A 15,446-nucleotide genomic window follows, 5' to 3' on the forward strand; every position below is an offset into this window, starting at 1 on the left:
ACCTGAGCAGGGTGATGGTGGCCGCTGCGAGGGCCGCCGCCCTTCCGGATGGATGGTCGTCGCATTGGCCGGCGGGTGAGGGGAATTCCGCGTTCGCGTGCGATGGTCACGCCTTCTCTGCTCATTTCCTCTATTGCGGCACTTTCGGCGCCGCATATGCCTTGAATACCCCTTGACTTGATCTCCCTCGTGTCACCTTTCCCTGGCTGACCGCCACCGTGCGGACGCCGGTCTCGAAACCGGGCTGCCGGCCGGTCTCCGTCCCTCCTGGCGCGCGAGCCGTGTCCAGCCCGTCGAGGCGCCGCGGCGCTGAACGTCCCTTGCTCCGTGCGGCCCGACCGGGCCGCGCGCCCACCAGTGCGTACGACGATCCGTGCGCACGGACGAAAGGAAGCCGCTGTGGCGGACGCACAAGTCCTCAGGGCCCAGAAGTGGGTCAACTCCAAGTACGGCAGCGTCTCCGGCTATGTGGCGTGCCCGGAGAACGGATCGGTCGGCTGGGGCACCGTGAACTCCCTGGTGATGGGTCTCCAGCACGAGTTGGGCATCAGTCCGGTGGTGGCCTCCTTCGGGCCCACCACGTCTACGAAGTTCGAGGCCCTCGGCGAGATCGGCTTCGAGTGGGACAAGAACCGCAATATCGTCGCCATTCTCCAGTTCGGGCTCTGGTGCAAGGGGTACTGGGCGGTCGAGCCCGAGAGCGAGGGCTGGTTCACCGGCGTCACCCGGGACGCGGTCGAGAAGCTGCGCTCCAACATGGGCATCGGCGGCCCGGGCGTCATCAACGCCAAGATCGCCAAGGCGATCCTGAACATGGACGCCTATGTCGTGGTGGCCGGCGGCACCGACAAGATCCGCGGCATTCAGCAGTGGCTCAACCAGAACTACTGGACCAAGAGCGCCGCCAGCATCGGCCCCTGCGACGGCATCTACTCGCGGGACGTCCAGAAGGCGCTGATGATCGCCCTCCAGTACGAGCTGGGCATCTCCGCGCCCAACGGCAACTTCGGGCCGGGCACCCAGGCCGCGCTGCGCAACGTCACCCTCTCCGAGGGCAGTTCCGGCACGCTCGTCAGCCTTTTCACCGCGGCCTGCGTCTTCAACGAGCCGGTGCCGATCGGCGACGGTGTGCGGACGACGTTCAAGTCGACGTTCGACGCCAAGACCACCGAGTACGTGAAACTCTTCCAGGAGTTCTCCTACATCTCCCAGACCGGAAAGGGCGACTACACGACCTGGGCGCAGCTCCTGGTCTCCATGGGCGACCCCGACCGGAAGGTCACCGGTTCGGACACCCGCTATGTCATCAGCGGCGCACGGGCCAAGTGGCTGTACGACAACGGCTACCGCATCGTGGGCCGTTACCTCTACCACCCGGACCCCAGCTACGAGAAGCAGATCCAGCCGGGCGAACTGGAGACCATTCTCGCCAGCGGACTGGCGGCCTTCCCGATCTTCCAGGTGCACGGCCGCAATGTCTCCGAGTACAACTACCCCACCGGCTACCAGCACGGCCTGAAGGCCCATGAGATGGCCGAAGGGTTCGGCATCAACCGGGGCACGACGATCTACTTCGCCGTCGACTACGACACCACGCAGGAAGAGATCGACGCCAACGTCATCCCGTACTTCCACGGTGTGGCCTCCGCGCTCGCGGCCCAGGGCAAGAAGTACGTGCACGGCGTGTACGGCTCGCGCAATGTGTGCATCAACGTCACCAACAAGACGTACGCCCGGTACTCCTTCGTCTCCGGAATGTCCTGGGGCTTCTCCGGGAACCTCGGTTTCCCGCTGCCCGCCAACTGGTCGTTCAACCAGATCAAGGAGACCGGTGGGATCGCGATCCCCGGCAGCGATCCGATCGACCTCGACAACGACGCCTGGCGGCCGAAGTCCGACCCGGGCATCACCTCCCTCAACCGTGACGCCTCGCCGGCCTCGAACTTCATCACCCTGATCTCGAACCTCTACAACGCGGCCGTCGACTACAAGGCGTCGCACTCCTCGGACCGGACCGCCTCCAAGCTGGTCATGGAGTTCATGCGGCACAAGAGCTACGGCGGCGTGCAGTGGAAGGCCCTGATCGGCGACTACGACCACGATTTCGTGTCGTACGCGAACGGCCGGGGATTCGACATCCTCCCGGAGTTCACCGACCCGGTGACCGGTTACCGGATCGGCGCCGAGCACATGCTCGCCACCGCCGACGGCCATTACGTCGTCGATCAGCCGTCCAACGCGATGAGCGTCAACGTGGGCGACATCACCGGCTGGGGCGGCGACCTCATGACCTTCTACACGGACTGGCGGAACTCGGAGGAGAAGTACGCGTCCGGAAAGGCGTTCTGCGACGCGAAACTCGCCAAGCCGGGCGTCTCGTCGTCCTTCGGATTCGCCGACCTCATCGAGGACGCGGACGGCTACCTGATCGCCCGGGCGGTCCGCGGCGGCAAGGACATCGCGACCGCCGTGCGCGAGCGGTACAGCAACGGCGGCACCGCCCTCAAGCGGTTCAGCGACTATTTCGCGCAGCGCTGGGGATCGGCCGGGAACTGCAAGCAGGCCGCCTGGAACGTCCTGACCAAGGAAGACCCCATCTTCGACCTCGCCCGGGGATACTTCATCACCCTCGACGGCGCGATGTACCCGGCCGTCATGATCAACGCGCCCGGCGGCTCGGATAAGCTCGACAGCTTCGTCCAGGGATTCACCGACGCCCTCCTGGCCCGGGTCGGCGCAGAGTAACCAGCGAGAGAGCGTTTCGTGGGAATGTCATTCACCGGGGTAGTGCTGCTCTGGATGCCGACCGCGGTCGTGAGCGCCGTCATCGTGCTGCTGCTGCGCCGCGGGCGGCGGGGCCGGGGATTCCTCCGGCCCTCGACGCTGGTCGCGCTGTGCTGCGTAGCCCTGCTGAACGCCGCGACCTGCTGGTTCATCGGCCTGTCCCAGGCCGGCCTGGACCTCAGGGAGGCGTGCGAGTACGACCACGGCGTCCGCTTCGACGACAAGTGGAACGACGCGCACTACGCGGAGTCGCAGCAGTTCTTCCCGCTGCACGCGCGGTGCAACGCGGACGTGGATCTCGTCCCCGCATGGATCAACCCCACGATCATCGCCCTCGTGCTGCTCGCCGCCGCCCTGCTGGGCGCGGCCCTCTTTCTCGCAGTCCGCACCTTCACCGAGGGAAGAAAGAAGACCCATGCCTGACATCGAGATACCCGCACCGACCCGGCGCCGCGTCCTGACCGCCGGCACCGCCATAGCCGCCGGCACGGTGCTGTGGAACCCCGGCACGGCCGCCGCCGCGACCCCGGCCGAGGGCGAGAGACCCGCCGCCGAGTGGACGGCCCGCAAGAGCGCCAACGACTGGCCCGTCCTCGACACCGCCCCCGCGCACCGGGTGGAGGGCGCCGGCAAGCTCAGCGTCCGCCTCGCCGAGGGCGACGCCGCCACCGTCCTGCTGTACGTGCTGCGCCGCTACTGCTACGAGATCGAGATGCTCGAACTCCTCGACGTGCAGGGGTTCACCGCGGACCGCACGGTCCGGGCCGACCTGGAGAGCAACCAGCTCTCCGGCACCGCCCTCACCGTCAAGCAGGTCTACTACCCGCTCGGCGCCCCGGCCGGCAACGGCATGAGCGCCGACCAGATCACCGTCATCGAGGACATCCTCGCCGACTGCCAGGGCGTCGTCGCCTGGGGCGGCGAGATGGACCCGCTCAAGCAGTCGCACTTCCAGATCGACGTCCCCCCGCACGACTCGCGGCTGAAGAAGCTGGTCGCGAAGCTCAACGGCTGGGAGGAGCACCCGGGCAAGGGCGCCGGCGCCATCGACGCCTTCCAGCCCTCCCGCCTCACCCGGGCCCGCAAGGCCCGCAGCGCCCGCTAGGGCCGTCCGCCGAGCAGTGCCGTGCCCGTACACCGCGTCGGCGTACGGGCATGTTCGGTGGACGGTGCGCCGCCCGGTCCGTCACTCCGGGTGCGTCGAGGCCGCCGTCACCGAGCACGCCGTGCGCGTACGGGACGCCGAGGACGTCACGCGGGCCGGCCTCGCGGTCGGGCGGGACGGGTGGGCGCGGTCCGTGCGGCACACGGCGCGGCGGGAGCGCTGAGCGGGAGACGGGCTTCGGGCGGCGCCGGCCTGGCGGACCGTCACGCCGTGGTCGGTGCCGTCTCCTTGCCCGCGTGCGCCGCGTCGTACTCGGCGTGGGCGCGGGCGATGTCGGCGCTGTGGCGCTGGGCCCAGCCGACGAGGGAGAGCAGTGTCTCGTACAACTCCAGTGCCATCTCGGTGCACTCGTACTCGACCTTGGGCGGCACGGTCGGGTGGACGGTGCGGATCAGCAAGCCCTCGCGCTCCAGCTTGCGGAGGTTCAGCGTGAGCATCCGGCGGCTGATGCCCTCGATGGTGCGCTCCAACTCGGTGAAGCGGACCGGTCCCTTCGCGGCGGCGACGAGGATGCCGATCGCCCACTTGCCGGCGACCCGTTCCAGGACCTCGCTCACCGGGCACGCAGGGTTCTCCACCTGGACCGTCACATCTGTGTGACCCCGGGACATAAAAGTGCCTCCTTCCGCGGGCCGTCATGGTTACACACCATGGAGCCCGTAACAAAGAGGAACTTTTGGAAGGAGCTCCCATGTCCGCTCACGCCGTGCCCCCGCGCGCCGGCGGTACCACCTCGCGCCTGCTCGCCCTGGCGATCCTCTGCGCGGGCCAGTTGATGGTCATCCTCGACGGCACCATCGTGAACGTGGCGCTGCCGGCCATGCAGGAGAGCCTCGGCCTGTCCGCGTCGGGCCTGGGCTGGGTGGTGAACGCGTATCTGATTCCGTTCGGCGGGTTCCTGCTGCTCGCGGGCCGCTTCGGCGACCTCTTCGGCCGCAAGCGCGTCTTCGTCACCGGTCTCGTCCTGTTCACCGCGGCCTCGCTGCTGTGCGGCCTGGCACAGAACCCGGCGATGCTGCTGGGGGCGCGTTTCCTCCAGGGCGTGGGCGGCGCGGTGACGTCCTCGGTGACCCTGGCCATGATCGTCACCATGTTCACCGAGCCCGGCGAGCGGGCCAGGGCGATCGGCGTCTACAGCTTCGTGCAGTCCGCGGGCGGCACCCTCGGCCTGCTCCTCGGCGGAGTGCTGACCCAGGCGGTCGGCTGGCACTGGATCTTCATCGTGAACGTCCCGATCGGCGCCGTCGCCGTCCTCCTCGCCCAGCGCCACCTCCGCGCCGAGCGGGGCACCGGCCGGGGCCAGAGCACCGACGCGCTCGGCGCCGCCCTGATCACGGGCGCGCTGATGCTGGCCGTCTACACCATCGTCGGGGCATCCGACCACGGCTTCGGCTCCGCCCACACGCTCGGCTTCGGCCTCGGCGCGCTGCTCCTGCTGGCCGCGTTCGCCGCGCGCCAGGGCCGCGCCGCGGATCCGCTGCTGCCGCCCCGGATGTTCCGGTTCCGCAATGTCTCCGGAGCGCTGGGCACCCACACCCTGATGATCGCCGGGATCTTCAGCTTCCAGTTCCTGACCGTGCTCTACATGCAGCGCGTCCTCGGGTTCGACGAGGTGCGCACCGGCTCCGGGCTGGTCCCGGTCTCGCTGCTGATCGGTGTGCTGTCGCTGTTCCTGGCGCCACGGCTCATCGCCCGGTTCGGCGCCCGTCCGGTGCTGCTGGCCGCTCTGGTGCTGATCGCCGGCGGGCTGGCCCTCCTGGGGCAGGTGTCCGCCGGCGGCACCTACTGGGCCGACATCTTCCCCGCGACCGTGCCGCTCGGCATCGGCTTCGGCCTGGCGATGCCGGCGCTGGCCGGGCTCGCCATGTCGGGGGCGACACCGGCAGACTCGGGGCTGGCCTCGGGCATGTTCAACACCATGCAGCAGGTGGGCGCCTCCTTGGGCCTGGCCGTGCTGAGTACCCTGGCCGCCTCCCGCACCGCCACGCTGCTCGGCGAGGGCACGCCCGCACCGGCCGCGCTGACCGAGGGCTACCGGCTCGCCTTCCGGATCAGCGCCTGCTTCGTCCTGGGCGCCCTGATGGTCGCCGCGACCGTCCTGCGCGAGCCGCCCCGGCCCGCGGACACCCCGGCCGCCCGGCCACCCGCCCCCCGCTCGCCGGCATCGCGAACCGCCTCGGCCTGACACCGCCTTCCTGCGCGCCCGTTGAGCGCTCCCGTACAAGCGGCCTTGCCGGGGGGCCTGTTCCCGGCCCCCGCCCGCGCCGAACCCGGCCCGCGCCGGGCGCCGCCCCGACGCCGGTACGGCATCGACCCCCGCCTCACCCCCTTGGCCCTCGCGCCCACGGCCCCCGGTGCTACCGCCGGACGCCGTGGCCGGCCGGGCCGCTTTCCGGCAGGCCGGATCCGTGCGGGTGTCCGGCGTGCGGGGTGTGGTCCGGTGCCGGGGTGGTCCCGGCCGGGCGGTGCGCGAGGTCCGGCAGGACGGTGGCCAGACCGGCCACGGCCAGCGCCGCGCCCAGCCAGAGCGGGGCGCGCAGCCCCCAGGCGTCGATCACCACCGCGCCGAGGGAGGAGCCGAGGATGACGCCGAGCGTGATGAAGGAGGAGTGCACGGTGTTGACCAGCGGTCCGGCGTTCCCGGCGCGCTGGACGCGGGTCACCATCGCCGGGTTCATGGTGACGCCGACCAGGCCGATGCCCACCACGCAGACGACGGCGCCGGCGGGCAGGCTGGCCAGCAGCGCGAACCCGGTCAGGAACACGGCGTTGAGCGCGAGACCGGCGGCGAGCACCGGGGCGGTGTGCCGGTCGGCGAGCCGGCCGACCACGGTGTTGCCGACGACGGTGGCGGCACCGTAGGCGATCAGCAGCAGCGGGACGGTGCCGGCGGCGAAACCGGTGACCTCGGTGAGGATCGGGTTGAGGTAGCTGAACGCCGAGAAGGTGGCGCCGATGATCAGCGTGCTGCCGGACAGCACCAGCCACAGCCGGGGCCGGGTGAGGACCCCGGCCTCCTGCCGCAGGTTCCCGCCCGCCATCGGCTCGATGCGCGGGACGCCGGCCAGCGTCGTCGCGGCGGCGATCACCGTGATCAGCGTGATGACCCAGAACGCCGCGCGCCAGCCGAACCGCTCGCCGACCAGCGTGGACAGGGGCAGGCCGAGCAGGGTGCCGAGCATCAGCCCGTTCATCGCCACCGCGATCGCCCGGCCGCGCACCTCGGGCCGGGTGCTCCGGGCGCACACCGAGACGGCCACGCCGAAGAACGCCTGGGAGGCGACGCCGGTGATGATCCGGGCGGCCATCATCGTGCCGTAGCCGGTCGCGGTGGCGGCCAGGACGTTGCCCGCCAGGAAGACGGCGAACAGGGTCAGCAACGCCGTGCGCGGGGTGAACCGGGTCAGCGCCACGGTCAGGAACGGGCCGCCGACGGCCATGGCGACCGCGAAGGCGGTGATGAGGTAGCCGATCTGCGGGATGGTCGCGTCCAGTCCGGCGGCCATCTGCGGCATCAGCCCGGCGACCACGAACTCGCTGGTCACCATGGCGAAGATGCCGAGCGCCAGAACGTATACGGCACGGGGCACGGTCGGTTCTCCTCCGCTGTCGTTATGGATTGTTCGGTACAAAATTATGGATCGCCCGGTACAAAACTTGGGTGCGCGAGGACCCGGCTCGCGGCGGGGTGCCGTCAGTCCGTGAGCGCGTCCAGGGCGGTCGCGGCGATGGCCTCCAGCGCGGCCCGGTCGGCGCCGCCCCGGCTCGCGACGCGCATCCCGCCGATCACCGCGTTGACGAAGCGGGCGAGCGCCGCGGCCTCGCGGCGGGAGGTGATGCTGCCGTCCCGGCGGCCCTGTTCGCACACCGCGCTCAGGGCCGCCAGCCGGCGGGTGGTGTCCCGCTCCAGCAGGCGCGCGGCACGCGGGTCCCGGGCGGCCAGTTCGACCGTGGTGTTCACGCCCAGGCAGCCGGGGCCGTGTCCGTCCCGCCGGCCTTCGGTCTCACCGTCGACGACCAGGGCGAACAGGGCGCGCAGCTTGTCGGCGGCGCTGCGGCCGGGCTCCTCCAGGACGGCCAGGTGGGCGGCCGCCATGGTGTCGAGGTAGCGGGCGAGGGCGCGTTCGAAGAGGTCGTGCTTGCTCTTGAACGTGTTGTAGATGCTGCTGCGCCCCAGTCCCGTGGCCTCGCACAGATCCTGCGTGGAGGTGGCCTCGTAGCCCTTCTCCCAGAACGTGCGCAGCGCCGAGTCCAGGGCCCGCTCCTCGTCGAACATCCTCGGTCGGGCCATGCGTCGACCGTAGCAGTTTTGGACCAGCCATTACAATATCTGCTGTCGCGGGCCGCCTCCCCGGAGTCCGCACCCGGGGCCGCCCGTAGGCTCGGGGCAACCGTGGGAAGGGACCCGCACCACCGTGCACGTACTGATCCTGGGCGGCACCACCGAGGCCCGCCGGCTCGCCGAACTGCTGACCGCCTCGCCGGGGCTGAAGGTGACCACGTCCCTGGCGGGGCGGGTGACCGCGCCCCGGCGGCCGCCCGGTGAGGTGCGCGAGGGCGGGTTCGGCGGCGCGGCGGGGCTGGCCGCGTGGCTGGCCGCGCACGCCGTGGACGTCCTGGTCGACGCCACGCACCCGTTCGCCGCGCGGATCAGCTTCCACGCGGCGCGGGCCGCCGCGAGCGCCCGGGTGCCCCTGCTGGCGCTGCGGCGGCCGGGCTGGGTGCCCGTCGAGGGCGACCACTGGCACGAGGCCGGCTCCCTGGACCGGGCGGCGGAGCTGCTGCCCGCGCTGGGCCGGCGGGTCTTCCTCACCACCGGCCGGACCGGCCTGGCCGCCTTCGCCGGCCGCCGGGACGCCTGGTTCCTGGTCCGGTCCGTCGAGCCGCCCGACCCGCCGCACCCTCCGCACCTGGAGGTCCTGCTGGACCGGGGCCCGTTCACCCTCGACGGCGAACGCGCGCTCCTGCGCCGGCACCGCATCGACGTCCTGGTCACCAAGGACAGCGGCGGGGCGGCCACCGCCCCCAAGCTCACCGCCGCCCGCGAGGCCGGCCTGCCCGTGATCGTCGTTCGCCGGCCCCCGGTCCCCGACGGCGTGCCCACCGTGCCGGACCCCGCGGCGGCGGTCCGCTGGGTCCGGGAGGTCAGTCGGTAGCCGGGGCCCCGGCCGCCAGCGCGGCCAGTTCCTCCGCCGTGCGCGGAGCCGCCGCCGTCGCCCCCAGCAGGCCGTGCGCGCGCAGCAGACGGGCCGCCGCGACGCCCCACGGCAGCCGCAGCCCCGCCCGGGCCAGCAGCTCCGGGCGGGCCAGCGTCCCGGCGGCGGGCCCGGTGCGCACCCCGTCGGGGGTGAGCAGCGCCGCGTCGTCGGCCCAGCGCAGGGCGAGGTCCACGTCGTGGGTCGCCATCACCACCGTCGTCCCGTCCGCGCGGAGCCCGTCCAGGGTGGCGAGCAGCCGCTCCTGCCCGTCCGGGTCGAGCCCGGCGGTCGGCTCGTCCAGGATCAGCACCCTGGGCCGCATCGCCACCGCCCCCGCGATCGCCGTCCGCTTGCGCTGCCCGTACGACAGCAGGTGGGTCGGCCGGTCGGCCAGCTCCGCGATGTCCAGCGCGGCCAGCGCCCGCGCCACCCGCGCCCGCACCTCGGCGTCGGACAGCCCCAGGTTGAGCGGCCCGAACGACACGTCCTGCCCGACCGACGCGGCGAAGAGCTGGTCGTCCGGGTCCTGCACCACCAGTTGCACGGTGGTCCGCAACCGGGTCAGCCCCGCCCGGTCGTACGTCACCGCCGTCCCGTCCACCGTCAACCGCCCGGCGTCCGGCCGCAGTCCGCCGCTGAGCAGCCTCATCAGCGTCGTCTTGCCACTGCCGTTGCGGCCCAGCAGGGCGAGCGCCCGCCCCTCGCGGACGTCGAAGTCGAGTCCGTCGAGCACCCGGGGCCCGTCCTCGTATCCGAACGACGCGCCCCGCAGGGACAACACGGCCGGCTCGCTCATGTCAGCGGCCCTTCCAGTACGTGGGTGAGGGCGGCCAGCGCGCACAGCAGCGCGAGGCTCGCCGCGGTGAAGCGGACCGAGACCCGGGCCTCGGGCACCAGGACCCGCAGGGTGCCGTCGTAACCGCGCCCCGCCAGCCCGGCCTGGAGCCGCGCCGCCCGGTCGAAGGCCCGTACGAACGCGGTGGCGCCCAGCCCGCCCAGCGAACGCCACGCCGCCGCCCGCGTGGTCAGCCCCAGCCGCGCCGCCTGCGAGGCCCGGACCCGGCGCACGGAGTCCAGCAGCAGAAAGCTCATCCGGTACGTCACCAGGGCCACGTCCACCACCGGCGCGGGCACCCCGGCCCGCACCAGGCGCGGCAGCAGGTCGGACAGCGGAGTGGTGAACGCGAACAGCAGCACGCCCAGGGAGGCCGCCGAGGAGCGCAGCAGCAGCTCACCGGCGCGCACCGCCCCGCCGTCGGCGAGGCCCACGCCCCCGCCCGGCCCGCCGACCCGCACCAGCAGCGGCAGCGCCCCGGTCACGCAGAACCCCAGCGGCACCCGGGCGGCCCGCCACAGCTTGCGTCCCGGCACGCCCGCCGGGCCGAGCAGCACGGTCAGGGCGGCGAGAAGGACCAGTGCGGCGCCCGGCCAGGCGGGCAGCGAGATCGCGAGCAGCGTCAGGCCCAGTCCGAGGACGGCCTTGTCCACGGGGTGCCGGTGGCGCCAGCGACTGCCGTGCGCCGCCGCGTCGATGGGCAGCACTCAGCCGCTCCCGGGCGCGGGCGAGCTGCCCCGACCCTCGTCCTCGCCCCTGGCCAGGGCCCGTTCCTCGCCCTGGCGGCGGCCCCGGCGCAGGCCGAAGTAGTACGCCAGGACGCCCGCGCCGAGCGCCGCCTGCGCGGCGAACAGCGCCGACTCGATCTCCCCGGACGGCGGTTCGTACAGCGGCGAGAACCACGGCCGGTAGTCCGGGTCGAGTTCGGTGACCGCCGTCTCCGCCTCCGCGTCGGCCCCGGCGAACGGCTCCTTCTTGTGATCGCCCAGACCGAGCGCGAGCGGCAGCACGGCGAGGGCGGCCACCGCGAGCAGCAGCAGGAGGTTGATCCTGGTGTTCCGCTTCACCGGGCCACCGCCTCCCGCTTCCCCGGCCGGTCCGGGAGCACGCCGAGCCGGGCCAGTTCGCCCCGGCTGGACTGCGCCAGCAGCCGCATCACCAGCACCGTCAGCAGGCCCTCGCTGACGGCCAGCGGGATCTGGGTGACGGCGAAGATGGAGCCGAACGTGCCCAGCGCGCCCCAGAACCCGCTGTGCGGGTCGGGGAAGGCCAGCGCGAGCTGGACGCTGGTGACGCAGTACGTGCACAGGTCGGCGACGAACGCCGCGCTGAACACGGTCACCATCAGCGGCACGTCCCAGCGGCGCAGCAGCTTGTGGACGGCGTAGCCCGCCCACGGTCCGGCGATCGCCATGGAGAAGACGTTGGCGCCGAGCGTGGTCAGCCCGCCGTGTGCCAGCAGCAGCGCCTGGAACAGCAGGGTGATGGTGCCGAGCACCGCCATGACCGGCGGCCGGAACAGGATCGCGCCCAGCCCGGTGCCGGTGGGGTGGGAGCAGCTCCCGGTCACCGAGGGCAGTTTCAGGGCCGACAGGACGAAGGTGAAGGCCCCGGAGGCGCCGAGCAGCAGGGTGCTCTCGGGGTGCTCCCTGACCTCACGGGTGAGTGACCGGACTCCGTGGACGACGAACGGCGCGGACGCGACGCCCCAGGCGATCGCGTGCGCCGGGGGCAGGAACCCCTCGGCTATGTGCATGACTGGGCAGACCCTCTCCAGCACCTCGTGGATGGACGACGCGCCTTGGCCGGTCTCCTGGCTGACGGGTACCACCGCCCGTGCTCCGCCTTCCCGGGCCGCGAGGACCCAGTGGCTGCCCCGTGCGGGGCGGGAGCCGGACTTCCCGATCACAGTGGCGAGGGCCGCACCGGTTCCGCACCGGATTTCCCGTTCACCAAGGCGTGGCGACAGTAGTGCGCCCCCGGGGGTGGTGACAAGCGGACCCCGGGGTACGCGAGCGGCGGCCGCCGGACCGGTGCCGGGCACCCGGTTCACCCGTTCGGCCCACCCCGCATGGCCGCCCGGAGCGGTCCGCGCGCACGCTCGGTGCAACCGTGTGAAAGGACGTCAGCCATGGCTCAGCACGCCGCTCCCACCCCGGGCGCCCCGGGTCCCGGGTCCCCGCACGCCGCCGACCGGCACCGGAGCTGGGTGACCGGAGGCGTCGTCTTCGCGGGCGTCCTGCTGCTGTGCAACGGCGCCCTCGCCGTCCTCCAGGGCATCGCCGCGGTCGCCGAGGACGACGTGTACGGCCGGATCGGCTCCTACGTCTACGAGATGAATCTCACCGGCTGGGGCGTCGTCCACATCGTCCTCGGCGCCCTGGTCCTGATCACCGGGTACGGGCTGCTCAAGGACCTGGCCTGGGCGCGTCTCGCGGGCATCGTGCTGGCCTCGCTGAGCCTCGTCGCGCAGTTCCTCTTCCTGCCGTACGCGCCGGTCTGGTCCGTGGTCGTGATGGCGCTGGACGTGTTCGTCATCTGGGCGCTCGCCAGCCGTCAGGAGGAGGCCGGCACCGGACTGTGACCGGACACGGGCGGTCGCGCACCGTGTCGCTGTTGGGCCGAACAGGTGACGTGGCGTAAGAATTGGCTGGTGCAGGCATTGAAGGCGAGTCGGAGCGGGGGGAGCCGGTGAACAGCCACGACGTCACCGATGAACAGTGGGAGGGGCTCGCCCAGGTCGTTCCGTTGCGCGGACGCGACGCCTGGCCGTCCTCGGTCGGGCACCGGTCGCTGCCCGACGCGGAGACCGAGACGCGCCGCCGCTTCGTCGTGCTGCGGGTCAATGTGTTCGCGGACGCCCGCGAGGTCGCCGAGACGCTCATGTCCGGCATCCCGGTCCTGCTCGACCTGACCGGCGCGGAGACCGAGGTCGCCAAGCGCGTCCTCGACTTCAGCACCGGCGTGGTCTTCGGCCTGGCCAGCGGCATGCACCGGGTCGACCGCAACGTGTTCCTGCTGACCCCGGCGGACACGGAGGTCACGGGGCTGATGGAGGGGGCGGGAGGGCCGGGAGGGCCGGTGTGACGGCCAGGGCGGGCCATGGTGCGGCGGGCCGTGCCGCGGCGCGGCGTGGTGACGCCGTACGCCGGGCCGCGGTCGTCCCCGGCGCGGCAACCCCGTACGCCGGTTGTCACCCGATCGTGGGGTGCGGTGGAGGGTGGAACGGTTCGGCGGGGGAGCGGCGCCCTAGCGTCCGGGCACATGACCGTGCCCCCCGACCCGGCCGTCCCCGTCCCGCCCGCCGGTGACGGCGCGGGGCACCCGGACCGCCGCCCGCACGTCACCGAACTGCGGCTCTCCGCCTTCGCCGGGCACCGGGGCACCGCGCTCCCGCTCGGCCCCCTCACCCTGCTGACCGGCCCCAGCGGCAGCGGCAAGACCAGCGCGCTGCGCGCCTTCGAGGCCCTCGCCCGGCTCGGCGGCGGCGCCCGGCTCGCCGCGGTCTTCCCCGACCCGGCCGCCCAGGTGCCCGAACGGGCCCGCCCGGACGCCCAGCACCGGCGCGGCTTCCGCATCGGCTGTACGGCCGACGGTCCGGTCGGCCCGGTCCGCCTGGACGTCGCCGTACAGGCCGAGCCCGCGCTGCGCGTGGTCGGGGAGCGGCTGTCCGCGGGCGGCCTCGTCCTGCTGCAGACCGCCCTGCGCGACCCCCGGCGCCGTACCGTCCAGGCCGCCTGGCACACCGGCGGACCGGCGCCCGTGATCCGCGCCCCGCTGCCGGACGACCGGCTCGGCACCGCGCTGCTGCCGCTGCGGGTGGCCGGCGCCACCGACGGGCAGCGCCGGGTGCTCGCCGCCGCCGAGCAGATGGTGGTCGCCCTGCGCTCGGTCTTCGCCTGCGACCCCCTGCCCGCCCGGATGCGGGACCCCGCCCCGCTCGGCTCCGGGCGGCTCCTCAAGAACTGCGCCAACCTCGCCGACGTGCTGCGGCGCACCCGCGCGGACTGCGCGCGGCGGCACGCGCAGTGGGTCGCGGCGGTCCGGGCGGGCTGCGCCGGCGAGGTCGCGGACGTCGTCACCGAGCCCGGCGCCGGGGCGGTGCTCGCCGCCGCCCTCGACCGGGGCGACGGCGTACGGACCGGTCTGGCCCGCCTGGGCTACGGCGAACTGCGCTACCTGGCCTTCGCGCTGGTGCTGGTCACCGGCCCCGGTGTGCTGGTGGCCGGCCCGGCGGACGAGGCCCCCGCGGCGCCGCGGACGCTCACCGTGCTGGCCGACGGGTTCGACCGGGGTCTGGACCCGGGGCAGCGGGCCGAACTGCTCGGCCTGGCCGCCCGGATGTGCGCCCTGGGGCACGTCCGTCTCGTCGGGGCGGTCGCCGACGCCTCCTGGGCGGCCGGGACCCGGGGCGTCACGGTGGTACACCTGGTGCCGTGACCGATCACGACCTCGCGGCCCTCCAGCACCGGCTGGCCGAGTTCGCCGCCGCCCGCGCCTGGCAGCCGTACCACACCCCGAAGAACCTCGTCACCGCGCTGAGCGTCGAGGCGTCCGAACTCGTCGAGATCTTCCAGTGGCTGACGCCCGAGGAGTCGGCCCGGGTGATGGACGACCCGGACACCGCGTACCGGGTCAGGGACGAGGTCGCCGACGTGCTCGCGTATCTGCTCCAGTTCTGCGCGGTGCTCGGCGTCGATCCGCTGGCGGCGCTGGCGGCGAAGATCGACCGCAACGAACGGCGGTTCCCGCGCCCGGCCGGCCCCGGCTCGGAACCACCTGCTCCGTAATTACTCTCCGCAGTCGAAAACCCGCCAACAATCGAATTGTTGTCCACAGATTTCGGTCTTCCTCTAGCTTTTCACCCTCAACGCCTTCACTCTGGGTAGTGAACAGCGGAGTTCGGGCGGACGCGTGACGAGCGCGTCGGACAGACGGGGACAACCCATGGACGCGGTGCGGCTCATCGTGACGAGCAGGCGTGCCCTGACCGCCGGCGGCGACGTCCGGCAGATCCTGACGGAGGTGTGGCAGGCACAGGCCCTGGCTCAGGCCATAGGCAGCCGTCTCGCCGTCACCGGCCCGCCGGAGCTGCGCGGCGAGGCGCTCGGCCTCACCGAGCTGGCGGGCCGCGGCTGCGGGGTGCTGAGCCGGCCGGACCTGGCCCCCGGTGAGCTGCGCGCCGCCCAGCTCACCGAACTGGGCGACGCCCGCCAGGCGCTGATGCGGCTGGCCGCCCTGCTCGCCGAGACCGGCATGGCCCTCGTCGCCCTCGCCAGCGCCGCGGCCGACGAGGGCACGTACTGGCAGTGCATGGAGGCCATCGACGCCGCCGACGAGTCCCGCGACCGCGTCCTGGAGATGCTCCGCAGACTCGCCGACCGCGACAAGGCGATGACCGGTCCGGTACCGGAATGCGAGGCGGGCTAGCCGCGCCGCGCCCTCCCCTCGCGGCGCCCGGTGG

At 72.9% G+C, this 15,446-nt stretch carries 18 protein-coding genes and 1 riboswitch; of the genes, 11 read left to right on the forward strand and 7 right to left on the reverse strand.

Annotation, left to right across the window (positions count from 1 at the left end):
* Nucleotides 1-399: 399 nt before the first annotated feature.
* The 4 genes from IE316_RS18905 to IE316_RS18920 all read left to right on the forward strand — a co-directional run bounded on the left by IE316_RS18905 (nucleotide 400) and on the right by IE316_RS18920 (nucleotide 4,112).
* Entirely contained in the window at nucleotides 400-2,745 is a 2,346-nt protein-coding gene (locus IE316_RS18905; protein ID WP_190205577.1) for a glycoside hydrolase domain-containing protein, read from the forward strand.
* Between the two features lie 54 nt (nucleotides 2,746-2,799).
* The gene (locus IE316_RS18910; RefSeq protein ID WP_229910460.1) at nucleotides 2,800-3,207 is read left to right on the forward strand and encodes a hypothetical protein; all 408 of its coding nucleotides are present in this window, start codon (nucleotides 2,800-2,802) and stop codon (nucleotides 3,205-3,207) included.
* Complete coding sequence (locus IE316_RS18915) at nucleotides 3,200-3,889, forward strand: hypothetical protein (protein WP_190205579.1); 690 nt, start codon at nucleotides 3,200-3,202, stop codon at nucleotides 3,887-3,889. The genes IE316_RS18910 and IE316_RS18915 overlap by 8 nt, the downstream gene beginning before the upstream one ends.
* Nucleotides 3,890-3,953: 64 nt before the next feature.
* On the forward strand, nucleotides 3,954-4,112 hold the full coding sequence (locus IE316_RS18920; RefSeq protein WP_190205580.1) for a DUF397 domain-containing protein: 159 nt from the start codon (nucleotides 3,954-3,956) through the stop codon (nucleotides 4,110-4,112).
* A gap of 40 nt (nucleotides 4,113-4,152) precedes the next feature.
* Here IE316_RS18920 and IE316_RS18925 read toward each other — a convergent pair whose 3' ends face one another.
* The gene (locus tag IE316_RS18925; protein ID WP_190205581.1) at nucleotides 4,153-4,560 is read right to left on the reverse strand and encodes a winged helix-turn-helix transcriptional regulator; all 408 of its coding nucleotides are present in this window, start codon (nucleotides 4,558-4,560) and stop codon (nucleotides 4,153-4,155) included.
* An 80-nt stretch (nucleotides 4,561-4,640) separates the two neighbouring features.
* Between IE316_RS18925 and IE316_RS18930 the strand changes: the two genes are divergently transcribed.
* Complete coding sequence (locus tag IE316_RS18930; RefSeq protein ID WP_229910461.1) at nucleotides 4,641-6,134, forward strand: MFS transporter; 1,494 nt, start codon at nucleotides 4,641-4,643, stop codon at nucleotides 6,132-6,134.
* A 172-nt stretch (nucleotides 6,135-6,306) separates the two neighbouring features.
* On the opposite strand, the gene IE316_RS18935 is transcribed toward IE316_RS18930, so the two are convergent.
* Together IE316_RS18935 and IE316_RS18940 are read right to left on the reverse strand one after the other, a co-directional pair.
* Nucleotides 6,307-7,539, reverse strand: a complete 1,233-nt coding sequence (locus IE316_RS18935) for an MFS transporter (RefSeq protein ID WP_190205582.1) — start codon at nucleotides 7,537-7,539, stop codon at nucleotides 6,307-6,309.
* A 104-nt stretch (nucleotides 7,540-7,643) separates the two neighbouring features.
* Complete coding sequence (locus IE316_RS18940) at nucleotides 7,644-8,240, reverse strand: TetR/AcrR family transcriptional regulator (RefSeq protein ID WP_190205583.1); 597 nt, start codon at nucleotides 8,238-8,240, stop codon at nucleotides 7,644-7,646.
* A gap of 124 nt (nucleotides 8,241-8,364) precedes the next feature.
* Between IE316_RS18940 and IE316_RS18945 the strand changes: the two genes are divergently transcribed.
* Complete coding sequence (locus IE316_RS18945; protein ID WP_190205584.1) at nucleotides 8,365-9,105, forward strand: cobalt-precorrin-6A reductase; 741 nt, start codon at nucleotides 8,365-8,367, stop codon at nucleotides 9,103-9,105.
* On the opposite strand, the gene IE316_RS18950 is transcribed toward IE316_RS18945, so the two are convergent.
* Genes IE316_RS18950 through IE316_RS18965 form a run of 4 tightly spaced genes read right to left on the reverse strand, consistent with a single transcriptional unit; the run spans nucleotide 9,095 to nucleotide 11,738 of the window.
* The gene (locus IE316_RS18950; RefSeq protein ID WP_190205585.1) at nucleotides 9,095-9,943 is read right to left on the reverse strand and encodes an energy-coupling factor ABC transporter ATP-binding protein; all 849 of its coding nucleotides are present in this window, start codon (nucleotides 9,941-9,943) and stop codon (nucleotides 9,095-9,097) included. The genes IE316_RS18945 and IE316_RS18950 overlap by 11 nt on opposite strands.
* Nucleotides 9,940-10,689 carry a cobalt ECF transporter T component CbiQ gene (cbiQ, locus tag IE316_RS18955; protein ID WP_190205586.1) on the reverse strand — a complete coding sequence of 250 codons (750 nt, stop codon included), beginning with the start codon at nucleotides 10,687-10,689 and terminating at the stop codon, nucleotides 9,940-9,942. Before cbiQ ends, IE316_RS18950 begins: the two co-directional genes overlap by 4 nt.
* Nucleotides 10,690-11,049, reverse strand: coding sequence for an energy-coupling factor ABC transporter substrate-binding protein (locus IE316_RS18960; RefSeq protein WP_190205587.1), 360 nt, complete (start codon nucleotides 11,047-11,049; stop codon nucleotides 10,690-10,692).
* Complete coding sequence (locus IE316_RS18965; protein ID WP_190205588.1) at nucleotides 11,046-11,738, reverse strand: energy-coupling factor ABC transporter permease; 693 nt, start codon at nucleotides 11,736-11,738, stop codon at nucleotides 11,046-11,048. The genes IE316_RS18960 and IE316_RS18965 overlap by 4 nt, the downstream gene beginning before the upstream one ends.
* A gap of 30 nt (nucleotides 11,739-11,768) precedes the next feature.
* A riboswitch (cobalamin riboswitch) is annotated at nucleotides 11,769-11,954 on the reverse strand.
* Between the two features lie 159 nt (nucleotides 11,955-12,113).
* On the opposite strand from IE316_RS18965, the gene IE316_RS18970 reads away from it, so the two are divergent.
* From IE316_RS18970 to IE316_RS18990, 5 genes are all read left to right on the forward strand, one after another.
* Complete coding sequence (locus tag IE316_RS18970; RefSeq protein WP_190205589.1) at nucleotides 12,114-12,566, forward strand: DUF7144 family membrane protein; 453 nt, start codon at nucleotides 12,114-12,116, stop codon at nucleotides 12,564-12,566.
* A 107-nt stretch (nucleotides 12,567-12,673) separates the two neighbouring features.
* Nucleotides 12,674-13,069: a cell division protein SepF gene (locus IE316_RS18975; protein WP_190205590.1), complete on the forward strand. Its 396-nt coding sequence runs from the start codon at nucleotides 12,674-12,676 to the stop codon at nucleotides 13,067-13,069.
* A 177-nt stretch (nucleotides 13,070-13,246) separates the two neighbouring features.
* Nucleotides 13,247-14,422, forward strand: coding sequence for an ATP-binding protein (locus IE316_RS18980; protein WP_190205591.1), 1,176 nt, complete (start codon nucleotides 13,247-13,249; stop codon nucleotides 14,420-14,422).
* Entirely contained in the window at nucleotides 14,419-14,772 is a 354-nt protein-coding gene (locus tag IE316_RS18985) for a nucleotide pyrophosphohydrolase (RefSeq protein ID WP_190205592.1), read from the forward strand. Before IE316_RS18980 ends, IE316_RS18985 begins: the two co-directional genes overlap by 4 nt.
* A 157-nt stretch (nucleotides 14,773-14,929) precedes the next feature.
* Complete coding sequence (locus tag IE316_RS18990; protein ID WP_190205593.1) at nucleotides 14,930-15,412, forward strand: DUF6099 family protein; 483 nt, start codon at nucleotides 14,930-14,932, stop codon at nucleotides 15,410-15,412.
* Nucleotides 15,413-15,446: the final 34 nt, after the last annotated feature.

It is taken from the genome of Streptomyces fumanus (assembly GCF_014655295.1).
Lineage (GTDB): Bacteria > Actinomycetota > Actinomycetes > Streptomycetales > Streptomycetaceae > Streptomyces > Streptomyces fumanus.

Coding starts and splice junctions, on each gene's coding strand:
- IE316_RS18965 (WP_190205588.1), bottom strand. CDS start 11,738: ATGCACATAGCCGAGGGGTTCCTGCCCCCGGCGCACGCGATCGCCTGG.
- IE316_RS18910 (WP_229910460.1), top strand. CDS start 2,800: ATGCCGACCGCGGTCGTGAGCGCCGTCATCGTGCTGCTGCTGCGCCGC.
- IE316_RS18930 (WP_229910461.1), top strand. CDS start 4,641: ATGTCCGCTCACGCCGTGCCCCCGCGCGCCGGCGGTACCACCTCGCGC.
- IE316_RS18915 (WP_190205579.1), top strand. CDS start 3,200: ATGCCTGACATCGAGATACCCGCACCGACCCGGCGCCGCGTCCTGACC.
- IE316_RS18990 (WP_190205593.1), top strand. CDS start 14,930: ATGGACGCGGTGCGGCTCATCGTGACGAGCAGGCGTGCCCTGACCGCC.
- IE316_RS18950 (WP_190205585.1), bottom strand. CDS start 9,943: ATGAGCGAGCCGGCCGTGTTGTCCCTGCGGGGCGCGTCGTTCGGATAC.
- IE316_RS18940 (WP_190205583.1), bottom strand. CDS start 8,240: ATGGCCCGACCGAGGATGTTCGACGAGGAGCGGGCCCTGGACTCGGCG.
- IE316_RS18980 (WP_190205591.1), top strand. CDS start 13,247: ATGACCGTGCCCCCCGACCCGGCCGTCCCCGTCCCGCCCGCCGGTGAC.
- IE316_RS18925 (WP_190205581.1), bottom strand. CDS start 4,560: ATGTCCCGGGGTCACACAGATGTGACGGTCCAGGTGGAGAACCCTGCG.
- IE316_RS18970 (WP_190205589.1), top strand. CDS start 12,114: ATGGCTCAGCACGCCGCTCCCACCCCGGGCGCCCCGGGTCCCGGGTCC.